The following is a 21,730-nucleotide window of genomic DNA, read 5'->3' on the forward strand; positions in this document are numbered from 1 at the left end:
CATGAACGGGCTCGTCAACGGCAAGGGCCTGTCGCTGGTGCCCAAGACCGACACCAAGCAGAGCCTGAAGGACTTCAAGTCCGACCAGGAAGTGCGCTGGTGCCCGGGCTGCGGCGACTACGCCATCCTGGCCGCCGTCCAGAGCTTCCTGCCCGAACTCGGACTCAAGCGCGAGAACATCGTGTTCGTCTCCGGGATCGGCTGCTCCTCCAGGTTCCCGTACTACCTCAACACCTACGGCGTGCACTCCATCCACGGCCGCGCCCCCGCGATCGCCACCGGGCTGGCCGCCTCCAGGCCGGACCTGAGCGTGTGGGTGATCACCGGTGACGGGGACGCCCTGTCGATCGGCGGCAACCACCTGATCCACGCGCTGCGCCGCAACGTCAACCTCAACATCCTGCTGTTCAACAACCGCATCTACGGGCTGACCAAGGGCCAGTACTCGCCCACCTCCGAGGTCGGCAAGATCACCAAGTCCACCCCGATGGGATCGCTGGACAAGCCGTTCAACCCGATCTCCCTCGCCCTCGGCGCCGAGGCGTCGTTCGTGGCCCGCACCCTGGACTCGGACCGCAAGCACCTGCAGGCGGTGCTGCGGGAGGCGACCGCGCACCGGGGCGCGTCCCTGGTGGAGATCTACCAGAACTGCAACATCTTCAACGACAACGCCTTCGAGCCGTTGAAGGACCCGGAGCTGCGCGACGACATCACGTTGAAGCTGGAACACGGCCGGCCGATCGCCTCGGCCTCCAAGGCGGTCATCCGGGCCGCGAACGGCAGCCTGGACGTGGTCCCCCGCGACAGCGTGGAGGAGGACCGGGTCCTGGTGCACGACGCGCACAACCCCGACCCGTCGGTGGCGTTCGCGCTGTCCCGGCTGGACGAACCCGCCTTCGACCACGCCCCGATCGGGATCTTCCGCAGCGTGGACCGCCCGGCCTACGACACCCTGATGACCAGCCAGCTCGACGAAGCGGTGACACAGAAGGGCCAGGGTGATCTGGCCGATCTGCTGATGGGCGGCGACACCTGGCGCATCGGCTGAGTCCGCCGGGGATGTAGGGCGAGCCCCACGGTCCACGCGGAGTCAGCCGGGCCGCTGCCCCGGCTTGTCGACGACAGCCGCCGCGATCAGGGCGTCCCAGTCATGGATCTCGCCCTTCTTCATGGTCCCGAAAGGCCTGTCCTCGTGGTCCTGGACCAGGAGGGTGCGGTAGCCCAGATACTCGTAGGTCTTCGGATCGATGAAGATCTCGTCGCGCAGGTAGCCGTCCAGGACGTGGTAGAGGGTGACGCCTCGGCGCTTGAGCAGGTCGGATGCCTCGGCTTCGTAGCGGACGCCCGGGATCTTCGCCAGCGCGCCGTACATGGCGGCACGGAGCCTGGGCGGCAGCGCGGTCTCCCTCATGCCCATCGCGATCAGCTGGAACGCCCACCGGTCGCGGTGCTGGGAGGTGAACGCGGGCAGCGACTCCTCGGCCAGCCGCTTCGCCTCCTCGGGGGTCTTGCCCCTGTTCTCCGCACGTTCCCGGGCCGAGCGCAGGAAGGAGGCGCGATTCCTGGCGTTCTCGGTGTCGACGGTCTGGTAGACGCGGGCCAGCAGGGGGCCGGCGTCGGCCGGCAGGGAGAGCAGGTAGGGGTAGGTCACCTCGAACTCCGACCCCTTGGAGACCTTGAGCCTGCCCTTCTCGACGGTGGCGAACGCCTTGTCGTCGAGCCGCCGCCACTGCTCGTGGGTGCTCGTCACCTCCGGCCTGCCGATCAGCCATCGCCCGCCGTCCAGCCGTGTCCGGGCCCGCAGGCTCTTCACGTAGCCCCACTGCTCGGGGCCGGCGCTCCATCCGGGCTCGCCGGAGGCCAGCACCGCCGCGTTGTCGGCCAGATCCTGGGCGTTCGCCACCGGTCGCAACCGGAGCTCGGTGACGGCGGGGGAGTGCCGCGCCCCGGCGACCTCGCCGCCCTTCTCCTGGGTGACGCCAGGAACCATGGTCGTGGCCACGGCGAGCAGCGCGGCCGCCCCGGCCAGTCCGAGCCCCCACACCGGCCGGCGGCGGGCCCGCGGACGCCTTCGCGCGTGATCCGCCAGGCGGGACCGGGCCGCGCCGATGGTCTCCGCGGAGGTCTCCGGCAGCGCGTCGTGATAGCGGCGCAGTTCCTGCAGCTCGTCCATGATTCAGACCTCCTTCGCCACGTGACCCAGTGCCTCGCGCAGCTTGGCCCTGGCCCGGTTCACCCGGGAGCTGACGGTGCCGATCGGGATGTTCAGGGCCGAGGCGGTCTCCGCGTAGCTGAGGCCGGCGCAGGCCACGAGCATCAGCGCGTCGCGGTCGCCCCGGGACAGGCCCTGCAGGCCGCGCGCCAGCCGGGGGCTGAGCTGCTCGGCGGTCACCCGGTCGGTGACGCGGTCGGCGTGGCCTTCCACGTCGTCGCGGGCGGCCGAACGGCTGAGTGCCCGGTAGAGGCGGAGCTCGCCGCGGCGATGGCGGCCGATGAGGTTGGTGGCGATGCCGTACAGCCAGGCCCTGGCCTCCGGGCGGGTCAGGTCGTAGCGGTCGCGCTGGTCGAACGCGGCCAGGAACGTCTCCGCTGCCACGTCGTCGGCGGCGCCGGACCCCAGCCGGGCGGCGGCGTAGCGGTGGATCGCGGTGAAGTACCGGTCGAAGATCACCGAGAACCACTCCGGCTCGTGCCGGGAGTTCGCGATGACCGACGCGTCGTCCGGCTCCGCGGCCAGCCGTGTGGCGGGGTACGAAGGGTCATGCATCCGGCGCCTTTCTCGAGAAGAGGGTCGGCGCTGATTGCCCGATGCGGGCGTTCTTGTTCGCGGTGCCCTCCGGACGGTGACGACGATCGGCGTCCCGTCGCGCCCCCGGCCACGGCAGGTCACTGTATCCGCGGGGCGGGCGGAGGACCGGCCGCCCTGGCCGTCCGGGTGCCGAAGATCACACTTCCGGGGCATACTCCGCGATACTGGGAAGCCGGACGATCGCGGAGGTCAGGTTGGTTCAGGAGGAGATCCGCCGGAACAACGTCGGCACCCTGCTCCGACACGTGCACCTGGGCGGTTCGGTCTCCCGTACGGCGCTGAGCGAGCGGATGCGGCTCAACCGCAGCACCATCATGGCGCTGATAGCGGAGCTCACCAGGGCCGGCCTGGTGCGCGAGGAGCTTCCCCAGGGCACCGGGCGGGCGGGGCGGCCGTCGCTCGTGGTCCGGCCCGAGTCGGGCCGGGCGTACGTGCTGGCCTTCGACGTGGCGGTGGACAGACTGGTCGCCGCCAGGGTCGCGCTGGGCGGGATCGTGCTCGACCGCAGGGAGGCGGTCCGCCCGCGCGCCGGGGCGGACCTCGACCGCGTGGTCGAGGTGCTCGCCGAGTTCGGTCGCCGGCTGCACGGGGAGGCTCCTCCTGACGCGCTGTGCGTCGGGGTCGGCGCGTCCTACTGCGGGATGATCCGGCCCGGCGACGGCATGGTGCGCTTCGGGCCCGACCTGGGCTGGGTCGACCAGGCGTTCGGCGCCGAGCTCGGGCGCCGCCTCGGGCTCGGCCTGCCGGTGTCGGTGGGGAACGAGGCGCATCTCGGCGCGCTCGCCGAACAGCAGCGCGGAGCCGGCGCGAACTTCCAGAACCTGATCTACCTCCACGGTGACGTCGGCGTGGGCGGCGGCATCATCGTCGGCGGCAAGCTGCTCGACGGCGACAGCGGATACGGCTGCGAGCTGGGGCACATGGTGGTCAACCCGTACGACGGGCGCCCGTGCGGCTGCGGCTCGCACGGCTGCCTGGAGGCGGAGGTCGGCGAGCGGGCCCTGCTCGACGCCGCCGGGCGACCGGCCGAACTGTTCGGCCGCGACGCCGTGCGGGCGGTGGCGGACGACGCCGACCGCGGCGATCCGGCGGCCCAGGAGGCGCTGCACCGGATCGGCGACTGGCTCGGCATCGGGGTGGCGAACCTGTGCAACCTCTTCAACCCCGGCATGGTCATCTTCGGCGGTACGTTGCGCGAGATCTATCCGGGCATGGCGGCACAGGTGCGCGCCCGCATCGCCGCCAACGCGCTGCCCGTCGCCCGGGAGCGGGTACGGCTGCGCACGTCGGCCCTGGGCTACGACGCCACGCTGGCCGGCGCCGCCGAACTCGGCTTCTCCGGCCTGCTGGCCGACCCGCTGGGCGTGCTCGCCCGTACCGCGCCGTGTTCAGCCCGCCGGTGAGGTGCTGGCCCGCACCATGAGCCGGGTGGGCAGGACCTCCACCGCGCCCGGCGCGACGGCGCCGGTGAGAAGGTCGGCGAGCATCCGCGCCGCCCGGCGGCCCATCTCGCGCGGCGCGATGTCGATCGCGGTGATGGGGGTGGCCAGGCCGCGCAGGGAAGGGCTGTCGACGTACGAGGCCACCCGCAGGTCACCGGGCACGTGGCGGCCCTGCTGGAAGGCGGCCTGCACGGCGCTGTTCGCGCCGCCGTCGGGGACGGAGACGATCGCTTCGACGCCGCCGGGCGCCCGCAGGGCCTCGGCCACGGCGCGGCTGACGTCCTGCGGCTCGCAGACCAGCGGCACGTCGTAGACCAGCGGCGTCCGGCCGGTCTCGGCGCACCACCTCTGGTAGGCGGTGCGGATGTCCAGGCCGAACGCGGTCTCCTCGCCGGGGCAGAGCATCGCGATCTGGCCGCCGTGACGGGACAGGTGGCCGAGCAGCGTGCGGGTCGCCGCGGCGTGGTCGGACTCGACCCGGCCCGCGTGCCGGGCGCCCGGCGTCAGGTCGCGCTCGCAGGTGACGATCGGCACGCGCAGGCCGGTCAGCGTCTCCAGCATCGGGTCGCCGAGCACGGGGTCGGAGACCACCACGCCGTCGAGGTGGAGGGACGGCGCGCGCCCCGGATCCTTCGTCGCCGGGATGAGCGTGAGCGCCAGATCGTGGGCCAGCGCCTCCTCGGCGGCGCCGATCGCGAGGTGCATGTAGTACTCGAGACCGATCGTGCGGCCGGGGAAGTAGAGGCCGATGGCGCCGGTGCGGCCCCTGCGCAGATTGCGGGCGCTCCGGTTGGCGACGTAGCCCAGGTCGCGGGCGACCGCGGCCACCCGCTCGCGCGTCGCGGCGGGCAGCCGGCCCCGGCCGCTCAGGGCGTCGGACACGGTCGTCGTCGACACCCCCGCCGCGCGGGCCACGTCCTGCAAGGTGATCGGTCGAGGCGCGTTCATCAAGGGCAACCGTACTCCCGCGCGACGGCGGTCGCGGCCGTGGTTCCCGCGCCTGTGCAGGAACGTTTCTCCAGACCATTGCAGGAACGTTCCTGTACGTGTTCTAATCATGCCCACCTCGGCGGATTCCTACAGGTCATGGAGGCGGTCGTCGTGCATCTCACTCCTGCGGAACGCGACCGGCTGCTGCTGTTCACCGCGGCGGAGCTGGCGCGGGCGCGGCGGGCCAGGGGCCTGCGGCTGAACGTGCCCGAGGCCACCGCGCTGATCGCGGACACGGTCTGCGAGGCGGCCCGTGACGGCCGGCGGCTGAGCGAGGCGATCGCCGCCGGGCGCTCCGTGCTGACCCACGAGGACGTGCTGCCCGGCGTCATCAACGTGGTCACCGAGGTGAAGGTCGAGGCGGTCTTCGACGACGGGACCCGGCTGGCCGTGGTCACCGCCCCGTTCGGCCCGGCGGCGCCCGACCCGGCCGGGCCGGGCGCCCTGCTGCCCGGGGCGGACCGTCCCGAGCCGTACGGTGACGAGGTCGTGACGGTCCTGGTCACCAACACGGCGGCGGTGCCGATCAGCGTCACCTCGCACTTCCACTTCTTCGAGGTGAACCCGCGGCTGCGGTTCGACCGGGCCGCCGCCTACGGGCGGCACCTGGCCGTGCCGGCGGGCACGGCGACGCGGTTCGACCCCGGCCAGACCACCGGGGTGCGGCTGGCGCCGATCGGCGGCGCGCGCGTGGTGGTCGGCTTCGCCGGCCTCGTGGACGGGCCGCTGGACGCCCCGGGCGCCCGGGAGGCGGCGCTGGAACGCGCTCGGGCCTGCGGCTACCTGGGATCGGAGTGACCGTGAACGGCGGCGGCTACGCGGCGGTGTACGGGCCGGCCACCGGGGACAGGCTGGTGCTCGGCGACACCGGGCTGGTGGTGGAGGTCGAGGCGGACGCGCAGCGGCGCGGGGACGAGTTCCTCGCCGGCTTCGGCAAGACCGCCCGCGACGGCCTGCACCTGAAGGCCACCTCGACCCACGACACGTGCGACCTCATCGTGTCCAACGTGCTGATCCTCGACCCGCTGCTCGGGGTGCGCAAGGCCTCCATCGGGATCCGGGAGGGCCGCATCTCCGCGATCGGGCGGGCGGGGAACCCCGACACCCTCGACGGCGTCGAGGTGGTGGCCGGCACCGGCACCACGATCATCAGCGGCGAAGGCCTGATCGCCACCGCGGGAGTGATCGACACGCACGTGCACCTGCTGTCGCCGCGGGTGATGGAGGCCTCGCTCGCCTCCGGGGTGACCACCATCCTCGGCCAGGAGTTCGGCCCGGTGTGGGGCGTCGGGGTGAACTCGCCGTGGGCGCTGCGCACCGCCTTCGCCACGTTCGACGCCTGGCCGGTCAACGTCGGGTTCCTCGCCCGCGGCTCCTCGTCGCGGCCCGAGCCGCTGGTCGAGGCGCTGGCCGAGGGCGGCGCCTGCGGGTTCAAGGTGCACGAGGACATGGGCGCGCACGCCCGCGCGCTGGACACCGCGCTCCGGGTGGCCGAGGAGCACGACGTGCAGGTCGCGCTGCACACCGACGGGCTGAACGAGAGCCTGTCTGTACGTGACACGCTGGCGGTGCTGGACGGGCGCACCATCCACGCCTTCCACATCGAGGGCTGCGGCGGCGGTCACGTGCCCGACGTGCTCAGCCTGGCCGGGCAGCCGCACGTCATCGGCTCCTCCACCAACCCGACGCTGCCGTTCGGCCGGGACGCCGTCGCCGAGCACTACGACATGATCGTCTCCTGTCACGGGCTCTCTCCGGACCTGCCCTGCGACGAGGCGATGGCCCGCGACCGGATCCGCGAGCAGACCATGGGAGCCGAGGACGTGCTGCACGACCTCGGCGTCATACCCATCACCTCCTCCGACGCCCAGGGCATGGGCCGGGCCGGTGAGACGGTCCGGCGGACCTTCGCCCTGGCCGCGAAGATGAAGGCCGAGCGGGGGGCCGAGCACGACCGCCACGACAACGCCCGGGTCCTGCGCTACCTGGCCAAGCTCACCGTCAACCCGGCGCTCGCGCACGGGCTCGGCCATGAGATCGGCTCGCTGCGGCCCGGCCTGCTCGCCGACCTCGTGCTCTGGGAGCCGGCCAGGTTCGCCGCCACCCCGCAACTGGTGCTCAAGGCCGGGTTCCCCGCCTGGGGCGTGACCGGCGACCCGAACGCGGCGGTGGACGAGGCGCAGCCGCTCGTCCTCGGCCCGCAGTTCGGCGGGTACGGGGCCGCCCCCGCCGAGCTGGCCGTCGCCTTCGTCAGCCGGGCCGCCGCCGAGGCGGGGTCGGATCTGCTGCCCACCCGCCGCCGCCGCGTCCCCGTACGCGGCACGCGCGGCATCGGCCTGCCCGACATGGTGCGCAACGCCCGCACCGGCCACGTCCACGTCGACCCGCGCACCGGCGCCGTCCGGCTGGACGGCGAGCCCATCAGTTCCGCACCGGCCGAGCAGGTGTCCCTGTCCCGCCTGTACTTCCTCTGACCCCGAAGAAGGTGCACCGAGTGACCCCACACGCCGATCTCGTGATCGTCGGAGCCGACGTCTACACCGTCGACGCCGCCCGGAGCTGGTCCGACGCGGTGGCCGTGCGCGGGGACCGGATCGTCGCGCTGGGCGAGCCCGCCGTCCGCGAGCTGGTCGGCCCGCGCACCCGGGTGATCGAGGCGCGCGGCGGGATGGTGCTGCCCGGCTTCCAGGACGCGCATGTCCACGCGCCGTTCGCCGGCCGCAACCGGCTGAACGTGGACCTCAACGGGCTGGTGGGCCGGCAGGCCTACCTCGACCGCGTCGCCGCCTACGCGACGGGGGAGCCGGACCGGCCCTGGATCGTCGGCGGCGGCTGGGCGATGGAGTACTTCCCCGGCGGCACCCCGCGCAAGGAGGACCTCGACGCGATCGTGCCGGACCGCCCGGTGTTCCTGTTCAACCGGGACGTGCACGGCGCGTGGGTGAACTCCGCCGCGCTCGCGCTGGCCGGGATCACCGCAGCCACCCCCGACCCGCCCGACGGCCGGATCGAACGCGACCCGCGGACCGGCGAGCCCACCGGCACCCTGCACGAGGGCGCGGCCTACTCCTTCAACGACCGGTACGTCCCGTTGCCCTCCCGCGAGGAGTGGGAGGACGCCATCCTCGACGCCCAGGCGCACCTGCACTCCCTCGGCATCACCGGCTGGCAGGACGCCTGGGTCACCCCGGCCACCCTGGACGCCTACCGCTCCCTGGACTCCGCCGGCCGGCTCACCGCGCGCGTCGTGGGCGCGCTGTGGTGGGACCGGCATCGCGGGCTGGACCAGATCCCGGAGTTCCTCGGCCAGAGGGAGACGGGCACCGCCCGGTTCCGCCCCACCACCGTGAAGATCATGACCGACGGGGTGATGGAGAACTACACGGGCGCGCTGCTGGAGCCCTACTGCGACGGCTGCGGCGGGCACACCGCCAACCACGGCCTGACCTACGTCGAACCCGACCTGCTGGCCGCCGCGGTCACCGAGCTCGACCGGCTCGGCTTCCAGACGCACCTGCACGCGATCGGCGACCGCGCCGTGCGCAACGCGCTCGACGCCGTGCAGGCCGCCAGGACCGCCAACGGCCCCGGCGACCGCCGGCACCACATCGCGCACCTGCAGCTCGTGCACCCCGACGACGTCCCGCGCTTCCGCGCCCTCGGCGTCACGGCCAACTGCCAGGCGTACTGGGCGCAGATGGAGCCGCAGATGGAGGAGCTGACGCTGCCGTTCCTCGGCCGCGACCGCGCCGACCTGCAGTATCCCTTCGGCGACCTGCTGCGCTCCGGCGCGACCCTGGCGATGGGCAGCGACTGGTCGGTGACCACCGCCAACCCGCTGGAGGAGATCGAGGTCGCCGTCACCCGCGTCGACCCGGAGAACCGGGACAACGCGCCGTTCCTGCCCGAACAGGCGCTGCCGTTGCCCGTCGCGCTGGCCGCGTTCACCGCCGGCTCCGCGTACGTCAACCACGACGCCGACGCCGGCACCATCGCCGTCGGCAACCGCGCCGACCTCGCCGTCCTCGACCGCAACCTGTTCGCCCGCGCCGCCGGCCCGGCCGCCGACGCCCGCGTCGACTACACCATCACCGAGGGGTCCGTCGTCTACGAACGCCCCTGAGGAGGAACCCTTGTCCAGCCAACCCCCCACCCCACACCTGCGGCGGGTGCTCGGTCTGCCCTCGCTTGTCCTGTTCGGCCTGGCGTACATGGTGCCGCTCACGGTGTTCACCACGTACGGGATCGTCACCGAGATGACCGAGGGCCACCTGCCCGGCGCGTACGTCGTCACCCTCGTCGCGATGCTGTTCACCGCCTACAGCTACGGGCGGATGGTCCGGGCGCATCCGTACGCCGGCTCGGCCTACACCTACACCCAGAAATCGTTCGGCCCGCACCTGGGCTTCATGGCGGGCTGGGCCCTGCTGCTGGACTACGTGTTCCTGCCGATGATCAACTACCTGGTGATCGGTATCTACCTGAACGCGGCCTTCGAGGCGATCCCGGCCTGGGTCTGGGTCGTCGGCGCGATCGCCCTGGTCACCGGGCTGAACGTGCTGGGCATCCGGATGGTCAGCCGGATGAACGTCGTGCTCATCGGGATCCAGGTCGTGTTCGTCGTGGTGTTCCTGGCCGGAGCCCTGCGCGCCATCGCCGGTGAACCGATGCCGTCGATCACCGAGCCGTTCTTCGGCGACGGCACCGACCTGTCCATGATCCTCGGCGGCGCCGCGATCCTGTGCCTGTCCTTCCTGGGCTTCGACGCGGTCTCCACGCTGTCGGAGGAGACGCACGACCCCCGGCGGCGGGTCCCCCGGGCGATCATGCTGACGACCCTGGCCGGCGGCGTCTTCTTCATCGTCATCTCCTACGTCGGCCACCTGGCCTTCCCTGACTGGCAGTCGTTCACCGACCCGGACTCGGCGGCCCTGGACGTCATGCGGCACGTCGGCGGGACGCTGCTGGCCGCCTTCTTCACCGCCTCCTACATCTCCGGCGCGTTCGCCTCGGCGATGACCTCGCAGGCGAGCGTCTCGCGCATCCTGTACGCGATGGGCCGCGACGGCGTGCTGCCGCGGCGGTTCTTCGGCTACGTGCACCCCAGGTTCCGCAACCCCGTGCTGGCCACGCTCGCGGTCGGCGCGCTGTCGCTGGTGGCGCTGGTCATCGACCTGGAGTTGGCGTCCGCCATGGTCAGCTTCGGCGCGCTCGTGGCCTTCTCCTTCGTCAACCTCTCGGTGATCAAGCACTACGTCGTGAACGAGGGCCGGCGGACTCCGCCTGACCTGGTCAAGTACGGCGTGGCGCCCGCCGTCGGCGTGCTGCTCTGCCTCTGGCTGTGGACCAGCCTGTCCGGCCTCACGTTCGTCGTCGGGCTGTCCTGGGTCGGCGCCGGATTCGTCTACCTGCTCGGCCTGACCCGGATGTTCACCCGCCGCCCGCCGGAGCTGCGCCTCGGCGAGGTCGAACGGGACGACGACGTCACCGTGCCGACCACGTAGATCACCCCCGCCGACGCGTTTCCACCGGGGAAAACATCCTTTACGTACGAATGTACATATAATGTGTACACTCGTCCTTATGACGCATGATTCGGACGGCCGCTCGATGCGTGAGCGGATGCTCGCCGGCGACCTGTACATCGCCGACGACCCGGAGCTGGCCGAGCACATGCGGCGGGCCGCGGATCTGATGGACGCGTACAACGCCACGTCGGCCCGTGACCCGCAGACGCGGCGGCGGCTGCTCGCCAAGCTGCTCGGCGCGGTCGGCGAGGGCACGGAGATCCGGCCGCCGCTGCGGGTCGACTACGGCAGCCACATCCGCGTCGGCGCCCGGTCCTTCGCCAACTTCGGCCTCGTCGCCCTGGACGTCGCGTCGATCACCATCGGCGACGACGTGCAGATCGGGACGAACGTGCAGCTGATGACCCCGACCCATCCGGTGGACCCGGACCTCCGCCGGGCGAAGTGGGAGTCCGCCGCGCCGATCACCATCGGCGACAACGTCTGGCTGGGCAGCGGCGTGATCGTCCTGGCAGGGGTCACGATCGGGGAGAACGCGGTCGTCGGCGCCGGCGCGGTGGTCACCCGCGACCTCCCGCCCAACGTGGTCGCGGCCGGCAACCCGGCCCGGGTGATCCGCACGATCGAGCACACCGGACCGGGCGCGGGACCGAGCGCAGGGACGGACGCTGGTCCGGGCGCTGGTCCGGGCTCCGGACCGGGCGCGGGGTGAGTCGTGTCTCCGGCGGGGACGGCGGGGCCGTGCCACGGCGCGCCCGCCGCCATGACCCCGGCCGGCGGGACCGGCTGATCGACGCCGCGCTCACCGTCATCGCCGAGCGCGGCCTCGCCGGGACGACCCACCGGGAGATCGCCAGGGTGGCGGACGTGCCGCTGGGCTCGACGACCTACCACTTCACCTCTCTTGAGGAACTGCTCGCCGAGGCGTTCAAGCGGTACGCCGCCACGGTGGCCCGGGTGTTCGACGAGCGGATGGCGGCCGCCCGTGACCGGGACGCGGCGGTCGAGGCCGTCATCACGCTGGTCTCGGACGACCTGCTCGGCTCACAGCGCGACCTCGTGCTCACGGTGGAGCTGTACGTGGCCGCGGCCCGCAACCCGGTCCTGAGAGCCGTCACCCAGGAATGGATGGCCCGCAGCCGCCAGGCGCTGGAGCGCCACTTCGACGCCGACACCGCCCGGGGCCTCGACGCGCTCATCGAGGGCCTCACGCTGCACAACGCGCTGTCGACCGAGCCGATGACGCCCGCGCAGATCCGCGACGCCATCCAGCGCTACCTGCGCTGACCCCCACCCCCTCTACCCCGATCGGAAAGCCGATGTCCGTCACCGCGCCCGTCCGCCGGGCCCGCGTCGCCGTCGCGGCGCTGTTCCTCACCAACGGCGCCGTGTTCTTCAACATCGTCCCCCGCTACCCGCAGATCAAGGCCGACCTCGGAGTGACCAACGCCGTCTTCGGCACCGCGCTGGCGGGATACCCGCTGGGCGCGCTGCTGGCCGGGCTGCTCGCCGGCGCCGCCATCCGCCGCTTCCGCTCCGCGCGGGTGGCGGCGTTCGGGATCGTCCTGACGACGATCGCGACGCTGGTCCTGCCCTTCGTGCCGAACTGGGTCGCGTTCGGCGGCGTGCTGTTCGTCGTGGGCGCTCTCGACGCGATCGTCGACGTCGCCCAGAACGCCCACGGCCTGCGCGTCCAGCGGCTCTACCGGCGCTCCATCGTCAACTCGCTGCACGGCCTGTGGAGCGTCGGCGCGGTGCTGGGCGGCCTGATGGGCGCGGCCGCCGCCGGTCTCCGGCTGCCCCTGGCGATCCACCTGGCCATCTCCGCCGCGCTGTTCAGCGTCGTCGCCGTGGTCGCCTACCGGTTCCTGCTGTCCGGCCCGGAGGACGCCGAGCGCACCGCCGAGGCCCAGGACCCGGCCGCCGCAGACGGCCATCCAGCCGCCCCGGCCGCCGCCGAAGGCCATCCGGCCGCCTCGCCCGTCCGCGGCGGGCGGCGCTCGTTCGCCGGCCCCGCCGTGCGGATGCTGGCCGCGCTCGGCGTGCTGGCGGCCTGCGGCGCGCTCGTCGAGGACGCCGGCGCGTCCTGGGGCGCCCTCTACCTCAGCGGCCTGCACGCCGACGCCGCCACCGCCGGTCTGGCCGTGGTGGCCTTCCAGGCCGCCATGACCGTCGGCCGCCTCACCGGCGACCGCGTGGTGGACCGCTTCGGCCGGCGCGCCGTCGCGCGGGCGGGAGGGGTGCTGGCCGCCGCCGGCATGGGCGGCGCGCTCGCCGTGCCGTCGATCGCGACCGCGCTGATCGGCTTCGCCCTGGCCGGGCTCGGCTTCGCGACGCTCGTCCCCGCCGCCATGCACACCGCCGACGAGCTGCCGGGGCTGCCTCCCGGCACCGGCCTGACCGTCGTCAGCTGGCTGCTGCGCGGGGGACTCCTGCTGTCCCCGCTCCTCGTCGGGCTCGTCGCCGACCTCGTCAGCCTCCGCGCCGGACTGCTCTCCGTCGTGCTGGCGGGCCTCGTCACGGTCGTCTTCGCCCGTGCCCTGGTCGACCGGGAACACGTCCAGTCGCGCTGACCTACCTCGGCGGCATGTCCTTGACGTACACGATGCCGTCGCTCTGAGCCAGGTGGGCCGGATCGAGGGGGAAGTAGCCGAACCAGGAGGACTCGCGGGGCCCGGGCGGCGCATCGGCGAGGACGGCGGCCAGCCGGCGGGCGTCGACCAGGCAGCGGTCCTCCGGGAGCGCGTACAGGAGCCCTTCGACGGTGCCCGGGGGCGGGGTGTCCACCCCCTGGTGCCGGATCGTGCCGAGAGCCCCGGCCACGAAGGCGTACTCCTCGCCCAGATGGGCGCTCACCAGCGCGCCGGCGCCCCACCAGTCCAGCGGCAGGTCGCCCATCCGCATCGCGGCCTCGTGCCGCTGCAGGTGGAGGTTGTGGGCGTGGACCAGCACCGGACCCCGCCGTGCGGCCGCGAGGAGGTTGTCGGCCATGATCGAATCCCGTACGCCCAGCAGCCGCGCCATGCGGCCCGGCGAGTCGTCGGCCATCCAGAAGTGGTAGCGCATCAGGCCGGTGGCGGCTCTGGCGTACTGGCGCGCGCGTTCCCAGGCGTCCCGTGAGGTCGCCGCGATCAGGTGCGGCGTCCGCTCGTCGAGCAGCGCCGCCAGGTCGTCGGCGAGCAGCCGCAGCTCGCGGGCCTCGGCCGACCGTCCCACGGACCGGGACGGATCCATCATCGCCGCCTCGTCGGTCCACCGCTCGTCGGCGCCGAGCAGGCGGTCGAGCGTCTCCGCGGTGCAGGGGAGCAGGCTCTCGTGCACCAGGGCCGCGAGGTAGCCGTGAAGAGCGGTGAGCGACTCCCGGGGGCTCGCCGGGCCGGTGATCTCCATCGGGCCGTCGACACCGGCGAAGCGCAGCCGCTCCGGCGCGGGCCGGCCCTCGTTGTGGGCGCGCATCCAGCGCACGAGCTCGCGGTTGCCCGCCGCCGCGCCCCAGCCGTGGCTGATGCCGCGCTCCATGACCTCGTCGAGGGTGCCCTCGCCCGTGGCGACGTAGTCGTCCACGACCAGGCCCATCACGCAGTCGCTCTCGATGGCGATCGTCGTGTAGCCCTCCTGCTCGACGAGCTGCCGGAAGAGCTCGTTGCGGACGTCGAGCAGGAGCTCCTCGCCGTGGGTCGGCTCGCCCAGCGCGAGCACCCGCGGCCGCGCCGGGAGCAGCCGCATGACGGCGGCGGCCTCGACGGCATGGGCGGTGTCCTTGATGCCACTAGTCATGCCCTCAACGGTATCGTTGGACATACGGTTGAGACTTTGCTCGCCTCCATGCCTGGTTGAGGCGCACAACCCTCAAAAAGGGGTCAGCTGTCCGACCTAGCGGCCACGGGCGCGGCGGCACGGACGTGCGACGGTCGCGAGCGGTGAAACTTTCAGCGCGCCGCGCCGGGCGACCGGAGCCGCGCGGGGCGATCCCCCGTGGGGATCACGGGCAGGTGGCGGGCGGCGGCGGGGACCGCGGGCGGCGGCGGGCGCCGTTCCTGCGGTACGGCGGGGCTGCGCGCGATTCCTTGACCGGCCGGGTGTTCGCGCTAACACTGGGCGCACAACCAGGATGACCAGCACCGCGGACGTCGGCCCTCGGTGGTGTAGTTCTCGATCGACCTTCCTTTCTCGACAGCCCAGCCATATGTTAGCGCTAACATCGAGAGGCGCTCTATGAACAGACCCGCTTCCTCACGACCGAGACCCCGCCGCGCCCTCACGGCAGCCGTCGTGGCGCTGCTGGCCATGTGCCAGACCCTCGTGGCCGCCGGGCAGGCGGCCGCCGCGACGATCGACACCAGCGCCTGGTACGTGCTGGTCAACCGGCACAGCGGCAAGGTCATGGACGTCTACGAGCGCGCCACGGCCGACGGCGCGCCCATCGTCCAGTGGGCCCGCAACGACGGCGCCTGGCAGCAGTGGCAGTTCGTCGACTCCGGAGGCGGCCACTACCGCCTGCGCTCCCGCCACAGCGGCAAGGTCCTCGACGTCCGCGACAACTCCACCGCCGACGGCGCGAACATCGTCCAGTGGAGCGACCGCAACGGCGCCAACCAGCAGTTCCGCGTCGCCGACACCGACAACGGCTTCGTCAAGCTGATCAACCGCAACAGCGGCAAGGCCCTGGAGGTCTGGGAGTGGTCGACCGCCGACGGCGGACGGCTGTCGCAGTACGCCGACCTGAACGGCGCCAACCAGCAGTGGCAGCTCGTCAAGCTGGGCGACTCGTCCACGCCGCCGCCCTCCTACCCCGACCCCGGCACCGTCACCGGCTCCGTCAACGTGCACGATCCCGAGGTGGCCAAGACTCCCGCCGGCGGCTACCTGCTGGCCCACACCGGCGAGGGCATCCAGCTGAAGACCTCGGCCGACCGGACGGCCTGGCGCAACGCCGGGTCCGCCTTCCCCGGCGGCGTGCCGTGGGCGCATCCGTACACGAACGGCGGCAACACGCTCTGGGCGCCGGACATCACCTACACCGGCGGCCGCTACGTCATGTACTACTCGGCCTCCACCTTCGGCTCCAACCGCTCGGCGATCTTCCTCGCCACCAGCACGAGCGGGGCGTCGGGGTCGTGGACCAACCAGGGCCTGGTCATCGAGTCGCGGACCTCGGACGACTTCAACGCCATCGACCCCAACCTCGTCGTCGACGACCAGGGCCGCTGGTGGCTGAGCTTCGGCTCGTTCTGGTCCGGCATCAAGATGATCCAGCTCGACCCGGCCACCGGCAGGCGGCTCGGCTCGGCCGTCCACTCGATCGCCGGCCGCAACGGCGGCGCGATCGAGGCGCCGACCGTCTACCGGCACGGCGCCTACTACTACCTGCTGGTCTCCTTCGACGCGTGCTGCCGGGGCGCCGCCAGCACCTACCGCGTCATGGCCGGCCGCTCCACCTCGGTGACCGGCCCGTACGTGGACCGCAACGGGGTGGCGCTGACCGCCGGCGGCGGCACGCAGATCCTGGCCGGCCACGGCGACATCCACGGCCCCGGCCATCAGGCGGTCCTCGCCGACACCGACGGCGACGTCCTCTTCTACCACTGGTACGCGGCGGACACTCGTCCCGGCTGGGCATCAACAAGATCGGCTATGACGCGGCCGGCTGGCCGTACGTCTACTGACGCGGCAGGGCGGCCGGCACGCGCCGCGCCCGGCCGCCCTCTACCCGCCCCCGGCGTCCCCGTGCACCCCGGTCGCCCGCAGCAGGTGCGGGCGCAGGAGTTCGGCCCGCTGCAGGGGCAGCCCGCCGGCCCGCGCGGCGCCCGTGAGCGCGTCGGCGATCCAGCCGGGCTCCACCTGACCGCCGTCCGGCCGCCTGATCAGCGGCTCGTCGGCGCCCCGTCCGGCGGACTCGGCCTCCAGCAGGCGGCGGATCTGCGGCGAGATCGGGTACGCGACCGGGTCCCGCTCGTCGCGCACGACGAGCACGACGGGCGGGCCGTCGCCGGGCAGCGCATGCAGGTCGCGGGCCGACAGCGAGGCGAGCGCGTCCGCGGACGTGCCGGTGGCCTCCAGCAGGGCGACGGCGAGCGCCTCGGCGCGCCGGCCGTCACCGGCCAGCCGCGCGATCCCCCTGCGCAGCAGGCGTCGTTCGTCCCGGGTGAGGCGGGACGTGCCGTTCAGGATGCGCTGCGCCCGTACGGCGCCGGTCCGCTCGGCGTGCGCGTAGAAGGAGGCCACGACGGCGCGCCTGCCGGCCACCGTCGCCTGGGCCAGCGGCCTGGCGGTGACGCCGTCGCCGGTGGTGAGTGCGGCGTAGCAGTAGGCGTCGAGATGGGCGGCGGAGGCGGCCAGCGGTTCGAGGCCCTGTTCGGCCGCGTACAGCCAGCGCAGCCATGAGGCGAGGACCCGCAGGCAGGTCCGCCGCCGGGCCGTGGAGGGCCTGCCCGCGAGCCAGGTCATGGCCGCGCGCCAGGTCAGCGGGTCCAGCGCGTCGACCAGGGCCACGTCGGCGTCGCCCCGGCCGCGGTGGGGCGGGCCAAGCCCTCCGAGCTGACCGACGCTGGTCAGGCCGGAATCGTCCAGGCGGCTCATGCGGTGACCATGACCCCCGAAGTGGTGCCGTATGTCGCGGAGGCGGCGACGTGCCGAATATAGCGGACCATGCATGACAGACCGATCACGAATAGATCATTCCACGATCTGCCATGCCGTCAGCAGCGTCCGGCCGAGGACGGGGCGTTCAGTGACAGATGATCTCGCTGATCCTCAGCTCGCCGTGCGCGGGAACCACGCGGGCGCCGCCGGCGTCCCGGATCAGGGTTCCCCAGCCCGTCGGGAGCAGCAGCGGCCATCGGCCGTGCCCGCGCGGCGCCAGGGTGAGGCGCCCGCTGGTGGCGTCATAGGAGGCTCCCGCCAGGGCGTCGAGCACCGACCAGCCGGCCATGGCGCGCACGTAGTGGTCGCCGCACTCGATCTCGTTGTAGGGGTTGCGCCGGCCGCCGTCGTAGCGGCGCCAGAGCCCGGCGAGGATCGCCTGCGCCTCCTCCTCCAGCCCTTCCCAGAGGCAGTGCGCCGCGACCTGGTACTCGCTACCGGTCCACACCTCGTCGCAGTAGCGGGTGGGCACCGCCGGGCGGCCGCCGAGCGGCCAGGTGCACATGAGCAGCCCGGTGTCGTCCTCGTCGGCGAAGACCCGGTAGGGGTGGTCGAAGTCGCGGAAACCGGTGCGCAGGTTGTGCCCGACGACCGCGCGGAGGGCCGAGACGACGTGCTCGCGAGGCAGCAGGTGGCCGAGGCCGAGCTGGTGCGCCCACCACTGCCCGATGAGCTGGTCGGCCAGGCAGCCTTCGAGCCACTGGAACTCGGCCGAGTCGCCCTCCTCCAGGACCTGCACGTAGTACGAGCCGTTGAACAGCGCCTCGTCGTAGCGGGCGCTGCCGCGGTCGAACAGTTCGCGCAGCTCCGCGGCCAGGCCCGGCTCCCCGGCCGGCACCGCCATCTCCTCGGCGGCCCGCAACGCCGCCAGCCAGAGCGTGCCCATGAACGGGTTGAGCCCGCACAGGTCGATGTCGTGGGTGGACGGCTGCACGCCGTGCAGCACCCCGCTGCCCTCGGGGTCCCAGGTCGCCCGGACGTGCCCCAGCAGCCGCTTCACCCCAAGCCACCAGGGCTCCAGCGGGGCGCCGTGCCGTACCTCGCGGTAGGTCTTCAGCACGGCCCCGAGCATGCCGTCGAGCGCGGGCTCGACCGGCCCCCCGACGGGCACGTCCCAGAGCTGGCGCAGGTAGGTCGGCGCGATCACCCGGTGCGGCAGGTAACCCTCCGGCGCCTGCATGACCTCGTACTCGGTGGCGCGCATGCTCCGCTCCAGCGACGGGAAGAGCCTGGCCACCGCCTGCGCGTAGTTCCAGACGTGGGTGCAGTTGAGCGGGCAGGAGCCCCCCACGTCGCCCGACCACATCACGGTCGAGGCGCCCAGCACCCCCTCGAAGCCGAAGAACGCCCCGTCGGCCGTCCGGAAGCACGACGGGCTGCGCGGGATCGACGCCTGCGCGGCCAGGTGTTCGGCCGCCTGGGCGGGCAGGCTGCTGTCCGCCAGGACGTCCACCCACCGCAGCGAGGTCTCGCGGAGCGGCGTCCACCGCTCGCGCACGTGGGCCGCCACGTCGAGGGCGTCGGCGAAGCGGGTGGCGTAGGCGTTGCCGAGCCAGAACCTGGTCGGCCCCCACTGCGGGTTCGGCGGACCGAACTGTACGAAGTTCGCGTAGCGGTTCGGGAAGTACCACGCCAGGCACAACCGGACGGCACGGGTCTCACCGGGAGTCAGCACCATCGGGGCGACCACGCCGCCGTTCCACGTCAGGCCCGCCGGGCTCGGCCCGAACCCCTGCCGCGGCCCGCTCGCCTGGTAGTCGGCCTGCCAGGACGCGTGCCGCGCCCGTTCGGCGTCGCCGTAGACCGCGCGCCCGGCCACGAAGGCGAGGAACTCGTCGGGATGCGTCCACTGCGGGAGCACCGCCGCGTCGGCCGCGTCCACGGTCAGCACCATCTGCCCGGCGCCGGGCGACGCCGGGTCGATCAGCGGGTTCTCCATGACCAGCGAGGTCCAGCCGCCCGCGCGGCGCACGCTGTTGACGTTGCCGCCGTAGCCGAGCCCGCGCACGCCGTCGATCGGCGTGGTCCCGTCGTGCCCGACCGGGTTCTGCGCGGCCGCCGCCAGCCACACCTGCGCCGGCAGCGGCCCCGGATTGGCGATCGTGAAGGTGAACAGCGCGACCGGCAGCGAGCTGTCGTCCACGTCGAGCGGGACCAGCGGGTTGAACGCCTCCAGCCCGACCTCGACGGGCAGCCCGTGGTACTCCAGGTGGGCGAAGGGGTAGAGGCCGCGGAAGGTCGTCCCGCTCACCGCCCGGCGCGTGCGCAGCAGATCGCGCTGCCACGCGGGCACGTGGTCGTCGTTCACCAGCGGCGTGGCCGGAGCGTCCGGTGACCGCGCCTGAAGGACGAACAGCTCGTTCGCGGGCGGCTCCCACGTGCTGACGCGCAGCGCGAAGAACGTGTACGGCAGGACGCCGCGATGGTTGCCGCAGTTCTGCAGCTGCCACTGGCGCAGCCCGCCGTCCGCGCCGATCGCGAGGTTGCCGGTGCCGATCCCGCCGAGCGGCATGGCCACGTGCCTGCCCTGCCCGTGCGGGATGGGCCGGGCCGCGCCGTTCACTTGAGCCCCGAGAGGCGCACGCCGCGGATGATGTGCCGCTGGAAGATCAGGAACAGCACGATGACGGGCAGGGCGGCCAGCGTCGAACCGGCCATCAGCAGGCCGTGCTCGCTGGTCCGCTCGGAGCGGAAGGTCGCCAGATACTGCTGGATCGGGAAGAGCTCAGGGTCGGTGATGGTCAGCACCGGCCAGATGTAGGAGTTCCAGAACATCAGGAACGACGTCGCCCCGACCACCACGAACGCGCCCTTCGAGAGCGGGACGAAGATGTGACGGAAGATCCGCCACGGCCCCGCCCCGTCGAGCTGGGCGGCCTCCTCCAGCACCGCCGGCACCGACAGGAAGAACTGGCGCAGGAAGAAGACCTGCACGCCCGCCGCCGCGCCGGGGATCACCAGCACCGCCAGGCTGTCGAGCATGCCCAGCTCGGTCACCACGATGAAGGAGGTCAGCATGATCGCGATCCCCGGGATGAACATCGTGGTGAGCACGATGACCCAGATCGTCCGTTTGAAGGCGAACTCCAGCCGGGCGAAGGCATAGGCGCCCAGCGCGTTGACCACCAGGCTGAGCGCCGCGAACAGGGCGGCGCCGGCGAACGTCACGCCCAGCGAGCGCAGGAACGCCTCGTCGGCCAGGAGCCGCGCGTAGTTGTCCCAGCGCCACATCTCGGGGAAGAACTGGAACGGGGTCGCCACGACCTCGGTCTTGGCCTTGAACCCCGCCATCGCCAGCCACGCGAGCGGGAACAACGCGGCGACGACGAAGACCGCGGCCAGGCCGTACCGCAGGATCGCGCCGGGTGCGCCTCTCATGCGTCCATCGCCTTCTCTGATCTGACCAGCCGGAAGATGATCGCCGACACCGTGCCGAGCACGGCGAACAGCAGCAGCGCGGCGGCGATCGAGTAGCCGACGTACAGGTCGGTGGTGAAATGCTGAAGGATGAACAGGTTCGGCAGGTTGGTGGAGTTCACCGGGCCGCCCTGGGTCATCAGCAACGGCAGGATGAGGAACTGCAGCGACGCCGCGAAACCGGTGATCAGCAGGAACAGGATGACGTTCTTCATGAGCGGCAGCGTGATCCTGAACATCTTCGTCCACGGGCCGGCGCCGTCGAGCGAGGCGCACTCGTAGTAGGTCTCCGGGATGTCGAGCAGCCCGGCCAGCATGATCAGGGAGGCCACGCCCATGCCGATCCAGATCGCCGGGACCGCGATGGCCGGCAGCGCGGTGACGGTGTCGCCGAGCCAGGGGATCGCCTCGATGCCGAAGAAGTCGAGGAACCAGTTGAGCAGCCCGCCGCGGTGGGTGTAGATGAGCGCGAAGACGATGGCCGCGATCACCTCGGAGATCACCGCGGGCACGTAGATCGTCACCTTCATCACGGTCGCCATCCGCCGGCTGACCGACTTGACCAGGTTGGCGAAGACGAAGGCGATCGTGACCTGCGCGGGCACCACGATGGCGGAGAAGAGCAGGCCGCGCGTCACCGAGTTGACGAACTCCACGTCGGTGAGCACGTTGAGGTAGTTGCGCAGCCCGACGAAGACGGCCGGGTCGTAGAAGCTCCAGGTGAAGAAGCTGATGTAGACCGCGTGCAGCAGCGGCCAGACGACAAAGACGCCGAGCAGGACCAGCAGCGGGGCCAGCATGACGAAGGCGGCCCGGTTCTCCCGCCTCGGCCGGGGGCGGGCGCCGGCGCGCGGCCGGGCGCGCGTGGCCCGCAGTGACGTGACAGCCACCGGCACTCCTTT

17 protein-coding genes are annotated in these 21,730 nt (G+C 72.5%); 10 read left to right on the forward strand and 7 right to left on the reverse strand.

The annotated features are described in order from the left end of the window. The first annotated feature begins 1 nt into the window (after position 1). Entirely contained in the window at positions 2 to 1,048 is a 1,047-nt protein-coding gene (locus tag AB0K05_RS32425; RefSeq protein WP_364234487.1) for a 2-oxoacid:ferredoxin oxidoreductase subunit beta, read from the forward strand. Positions 1,049 to 1,090: 42 nt separating this feature from the next. Here the strand turns inward: AB0K05_RS32425 and AB0K05_RS32430 are convergent, their stop codons facing one another. Continuing rightward, positions 1,091 to 2,173, reverse strand: a complete 1,083-nt coding sequence (locus tag AB0K05_RS32430; RefSeq protein ID WP_364234215.1) for a CU044_5270 family protein — start codon at positions 2,171 to 2,173, stop codon at positions 1,091 to 1,093. Between the two features lie 3 nt (positions 2,174 to 2,176). After that, positions 2,177 to 2,767, reverse strand: a complete 591-nt coding sequence (locus AB0K05_RS32435) for an RNA polymerase sigma factor (protein ID WP_271279956.1) — start codon at positions 2,765 to 2,767, stop codon at positions 2,177 to 2,179. A 236-nt stretch (positions 2,768 to 3,003) separates the two neighbouring features. Between AB0K05_RS32435 and AB0K05_RS32440 the strand changes: the two genes are divergently transcribed. Further along, positions 3,004 to 4,212 carry an ROK family transcriptional regulator gene (locus tag AB0K05_RS32440; RefSeq protein WP_271279957.1) on the forward strand — a complete coding sequence of 403 codons (1,209 nt, stop codon included), beginning with the start codon at positions 3,004 to 3,006 and terminating at the stop codon, positions 4,210 to 4,212. Here AB0K05_RS32440 and AB0K05_RS32445 read toward each other — a convergent pair. Beyond that, a complete protein-coding gene (locus tag AB0K05_RS32445; protein WP_187281124.1) occupies positions 4,198 to 5,199 on the reverse strand; it encodes a LacI family DNA-binding transcriptional regulator in 1,002 nt (333 codons plus the stop codon). The two genes, AB0K05_RS32440 and AB0K05_RS32445, sit on opposite strands and share 15 nt — an antisense overlap. Before the next feature lie 153 nt (positions 5,200 to 5,352). Between AB0K05_RS32445 and ureA the strand changes: the two genes are divergently transcribed. The 7 genes from ureA to AB0K05_RS32480 all read left to right on the forward strand — a co-directional run bounded on the left by ureA (position 5,353) and on the right by AB0K05_RS32480 (position 13,342). Then, the gene (ureA, locus tag AB0K05_RS32450) at positions 5,353 to 6,039 is read left to right on the forward strand and encodes an urease subunit gamma (protein ID WP_364234220.1); all 687 of its coding nucleotides are present in this window, start codon (positions 5,353 to 5,355) and stop codon (positions 6,037 to 6,039) included. Continuing rightward, positions 6,036 to 7,715 (forward strand): urease subunit alpha, encoded by a 1,680-nt coding sequence (locus tag AB0K05_RS32455; protein ID WP_364234223.1) that lies wholly within the window; start codon positions 6,036 to 6,038, stop codon positions 7,713 to 7,715. The genes ureA and AB0K05_RS32455 overlap by 4 nt, the downstream gene beginning before the upstream one ends. 20 nt (positions 7,716 to 7,735) lie before the next feature. Continuing rightward, positions 7,736 to 9,364, forward strand: a complete 1,629-nt coding sequence (locus AB0K05_RS32460) for an amidohydrolase (RefSeq protein ID WP_364234226.1) — start codon at positions 7,736 to 7,738, stop codon at positions 9,362 to 9,364. 10 nt (positions 9,365 to 9,374) lie between these two features. Further along, entirely contained in the window at positions 9,375 to 10,745 is a 1,371-nt protein-coding gene (locus AB0K05_RS32465) for an APC family permease (protein WP_271279961.1), read from the forward strand. Positions 10,746 to 10,824: 79 nt separating this feature from the next. Then, positions 10,825 to 11,481 (forward strand): sugar O-acetyltransferase, encoded by a 657-nt coding sequence (locus AB0K05_RS32470; RefSeq protein WP_271279962.1) that lies wholly within the window; start codon positions 10,825 to 10,827, stop codon positions 11,479 to 11,481. 29 nt (positions 11,482 to 11,510) lie between these two features. After that, a complete protein-coding gene (locus AB0K05_RS32475) occupies positions 11,511 to 12,056 on the forward strand; it encodes a TetR family transcriptional regulator (RefSeq protein ID WP_271279963.1) in 546 nt (181 codons plus the stop codon). A 32-nt stretch (positions 12,057 to 12,088) separates the two neighbouring features. Beyond that, complete coding sequence (locus tag AB0K05_RS32480) at positions 12,089 to 13,342, forward strand: MFS transporter (protein WP_364234231.1); 1,254 nt, start codon at positions 12,089 to 12,091, stop codon at positions 13,340 to 13,342. A gap of 1 nt (position 13,343) precedes the next feature. Here the strand turns inward: AB0K05_RS32480 and AB0K05_RS32485 are convergent, their stop codons facing one another. After that, positions 13,344 to 14,546, reverse strand: a complete 1,203-nt coding sequence (locus tag AB0K05_RS32485) for an erythromycin esterase family protein (protein ID WP_364234234.1) — start codon at positions 14,544 to 14,546, stop codon at positions 13,344 to 13,346. A 495-nt stretch (positions 14,547 to 15,041) separates the two neighbouring features. On the opposite strand from AB0K05_RS32485, the gene AB0K05_RS32490 reads away from it, so the two are divergent. Beyond that, a complete protein-coding gene (locus AB0K05_RS32490) occupies positions 15,042 to 17,153 on the forward strand; it encodes a family 43 glycosylhydrolase (protein WP_364234237.1) in 2,112 nt (703 codons plus the stop codon). A 343-nt stretch (positions 17,154 to 17,496) separates the two neighbouring features. On the opposite strand, the gene AB0K05_RS32495 is transcribed toward AB0K05_RS32490, so the two are convergent. From AB0K05_RS32495 to AB0K05_RS32505, 3 genes are read right to left on the reverse strand one after another with little or no spacing between them, the layout of a single operon-like run. Beyond that, positions 17,497 to 19,974, reverse strand: coding sequence for a GH116 family glycosyl-hydrolase (locus AB0K05_RS32495; RefSeq protein WP_364234241.1), 2,478 nt, complete (start codon positions 19,972 to 19,974; stop codon positions 17,497 to 17,499). Then, positions 19,971 to 20,789, reverse strand: coding sequence for a carbohydrate ABC transporter permease (locus AB0K05_RS32500; protein ID WP_219549518.1), 819 nt, complete (start codon positions 20,787 to 20,789; stop codon positions 19,971 to 19,973). The genes AB0K05_RS32495 and AB0K05_RS32500 overlap by 4 nt, the downstream gene beginning before the upstream one ends. Continuing rightward, positions 20,786 to 21,718 (reverse strand): sugar ABC transporter permease, encoded by a 933-nt coding sequence (locus AB0K05_RS32505; protein ID WP_364234244.1) that lies wholly within the window; start codon positions 21,716 to 21,718, stop codon positions 20,786 to 20,788. The genes AB0K05_RS32500 and AB0K05_RS32505 overlap by 4 nt, the downstream gene beginning before the upstream one ends. Positions 21,719 to 21,730 lie beyond the last annotated feature (12 nt).

Source organism: Nonomuraea sp. NPDC049486 (assembly GCF_040676925.1).
In the GTDB taxonomy this organism is placed as follows: Bacteria; Actinomycetota; Actinomycetes; order Streptosporangiales; family Streptosporangiaceae; genus Nonomuraea; species Nonomuraea ferruginea.

Excerpts from the sequence above, each read along its gene's own strand:
- AB0K05_RS32425 (WP_364234487.1), top strand. The coding sequence starts at position 2 with ATGAACGGGCTCGTCAACGGCAAGGGCCTGTCGCTGGTGCCCAAGACC.
- AB0K05_RS32430 (WP_364234215.1), bottom strand. The coding sequence starts at position 2,173 with ATGGACGAGCTGCAGGAACTGCGCCGCTATCACGACGCGCTGCCGGAG.
- AB0K05_RS32435 (WP_271279956.1), bottom strand. The coding sequence starts at position 2,767 with ATGCATGACCCTTCGTACCCCGCCACACGGCTGGCCGCGGAGCCGGAC.
- AB0K05_RS32445 (WP_187281124.1), bottom strand. The coding sequence starts at position 5,199 with ATGAACGCGCCTCGACCGATCACCTTGCAGGACGTGGCCCGCGCGGCG.
- AB0K05_RS32470 (WP_271279962.1), top strand. The coding sequence starts at position 10,825 with ATGACGCATGATTCGGACGGCCGCTCGATGCGTGAGCGGATGCTCGCC.
- AB0K05_RS32480 (WP_364234231.1), top strand. The coding sequence starts at position 12,089 with ATGTCCGTCACCGCGCCCGTCCGCCGGGCCCGCGTCGCCGTCGCGGCG.
- AB0K05_RS32485 (WP_364234234.1), bottom strand. The coding sequence starts at position 14,546 with ATGACTAGTGGCATCAAGGACACCGCCCATGCCGTCGAGGCCGCCGCC.
- AB0K05_RS32500 (WP_219549518.1), bottom strand. The coding sequence starts at position 20,789 with ATGAGAGGCGCACCCGGCGCGATCCTGCGGTACGGCCTGGCCGCGGTC.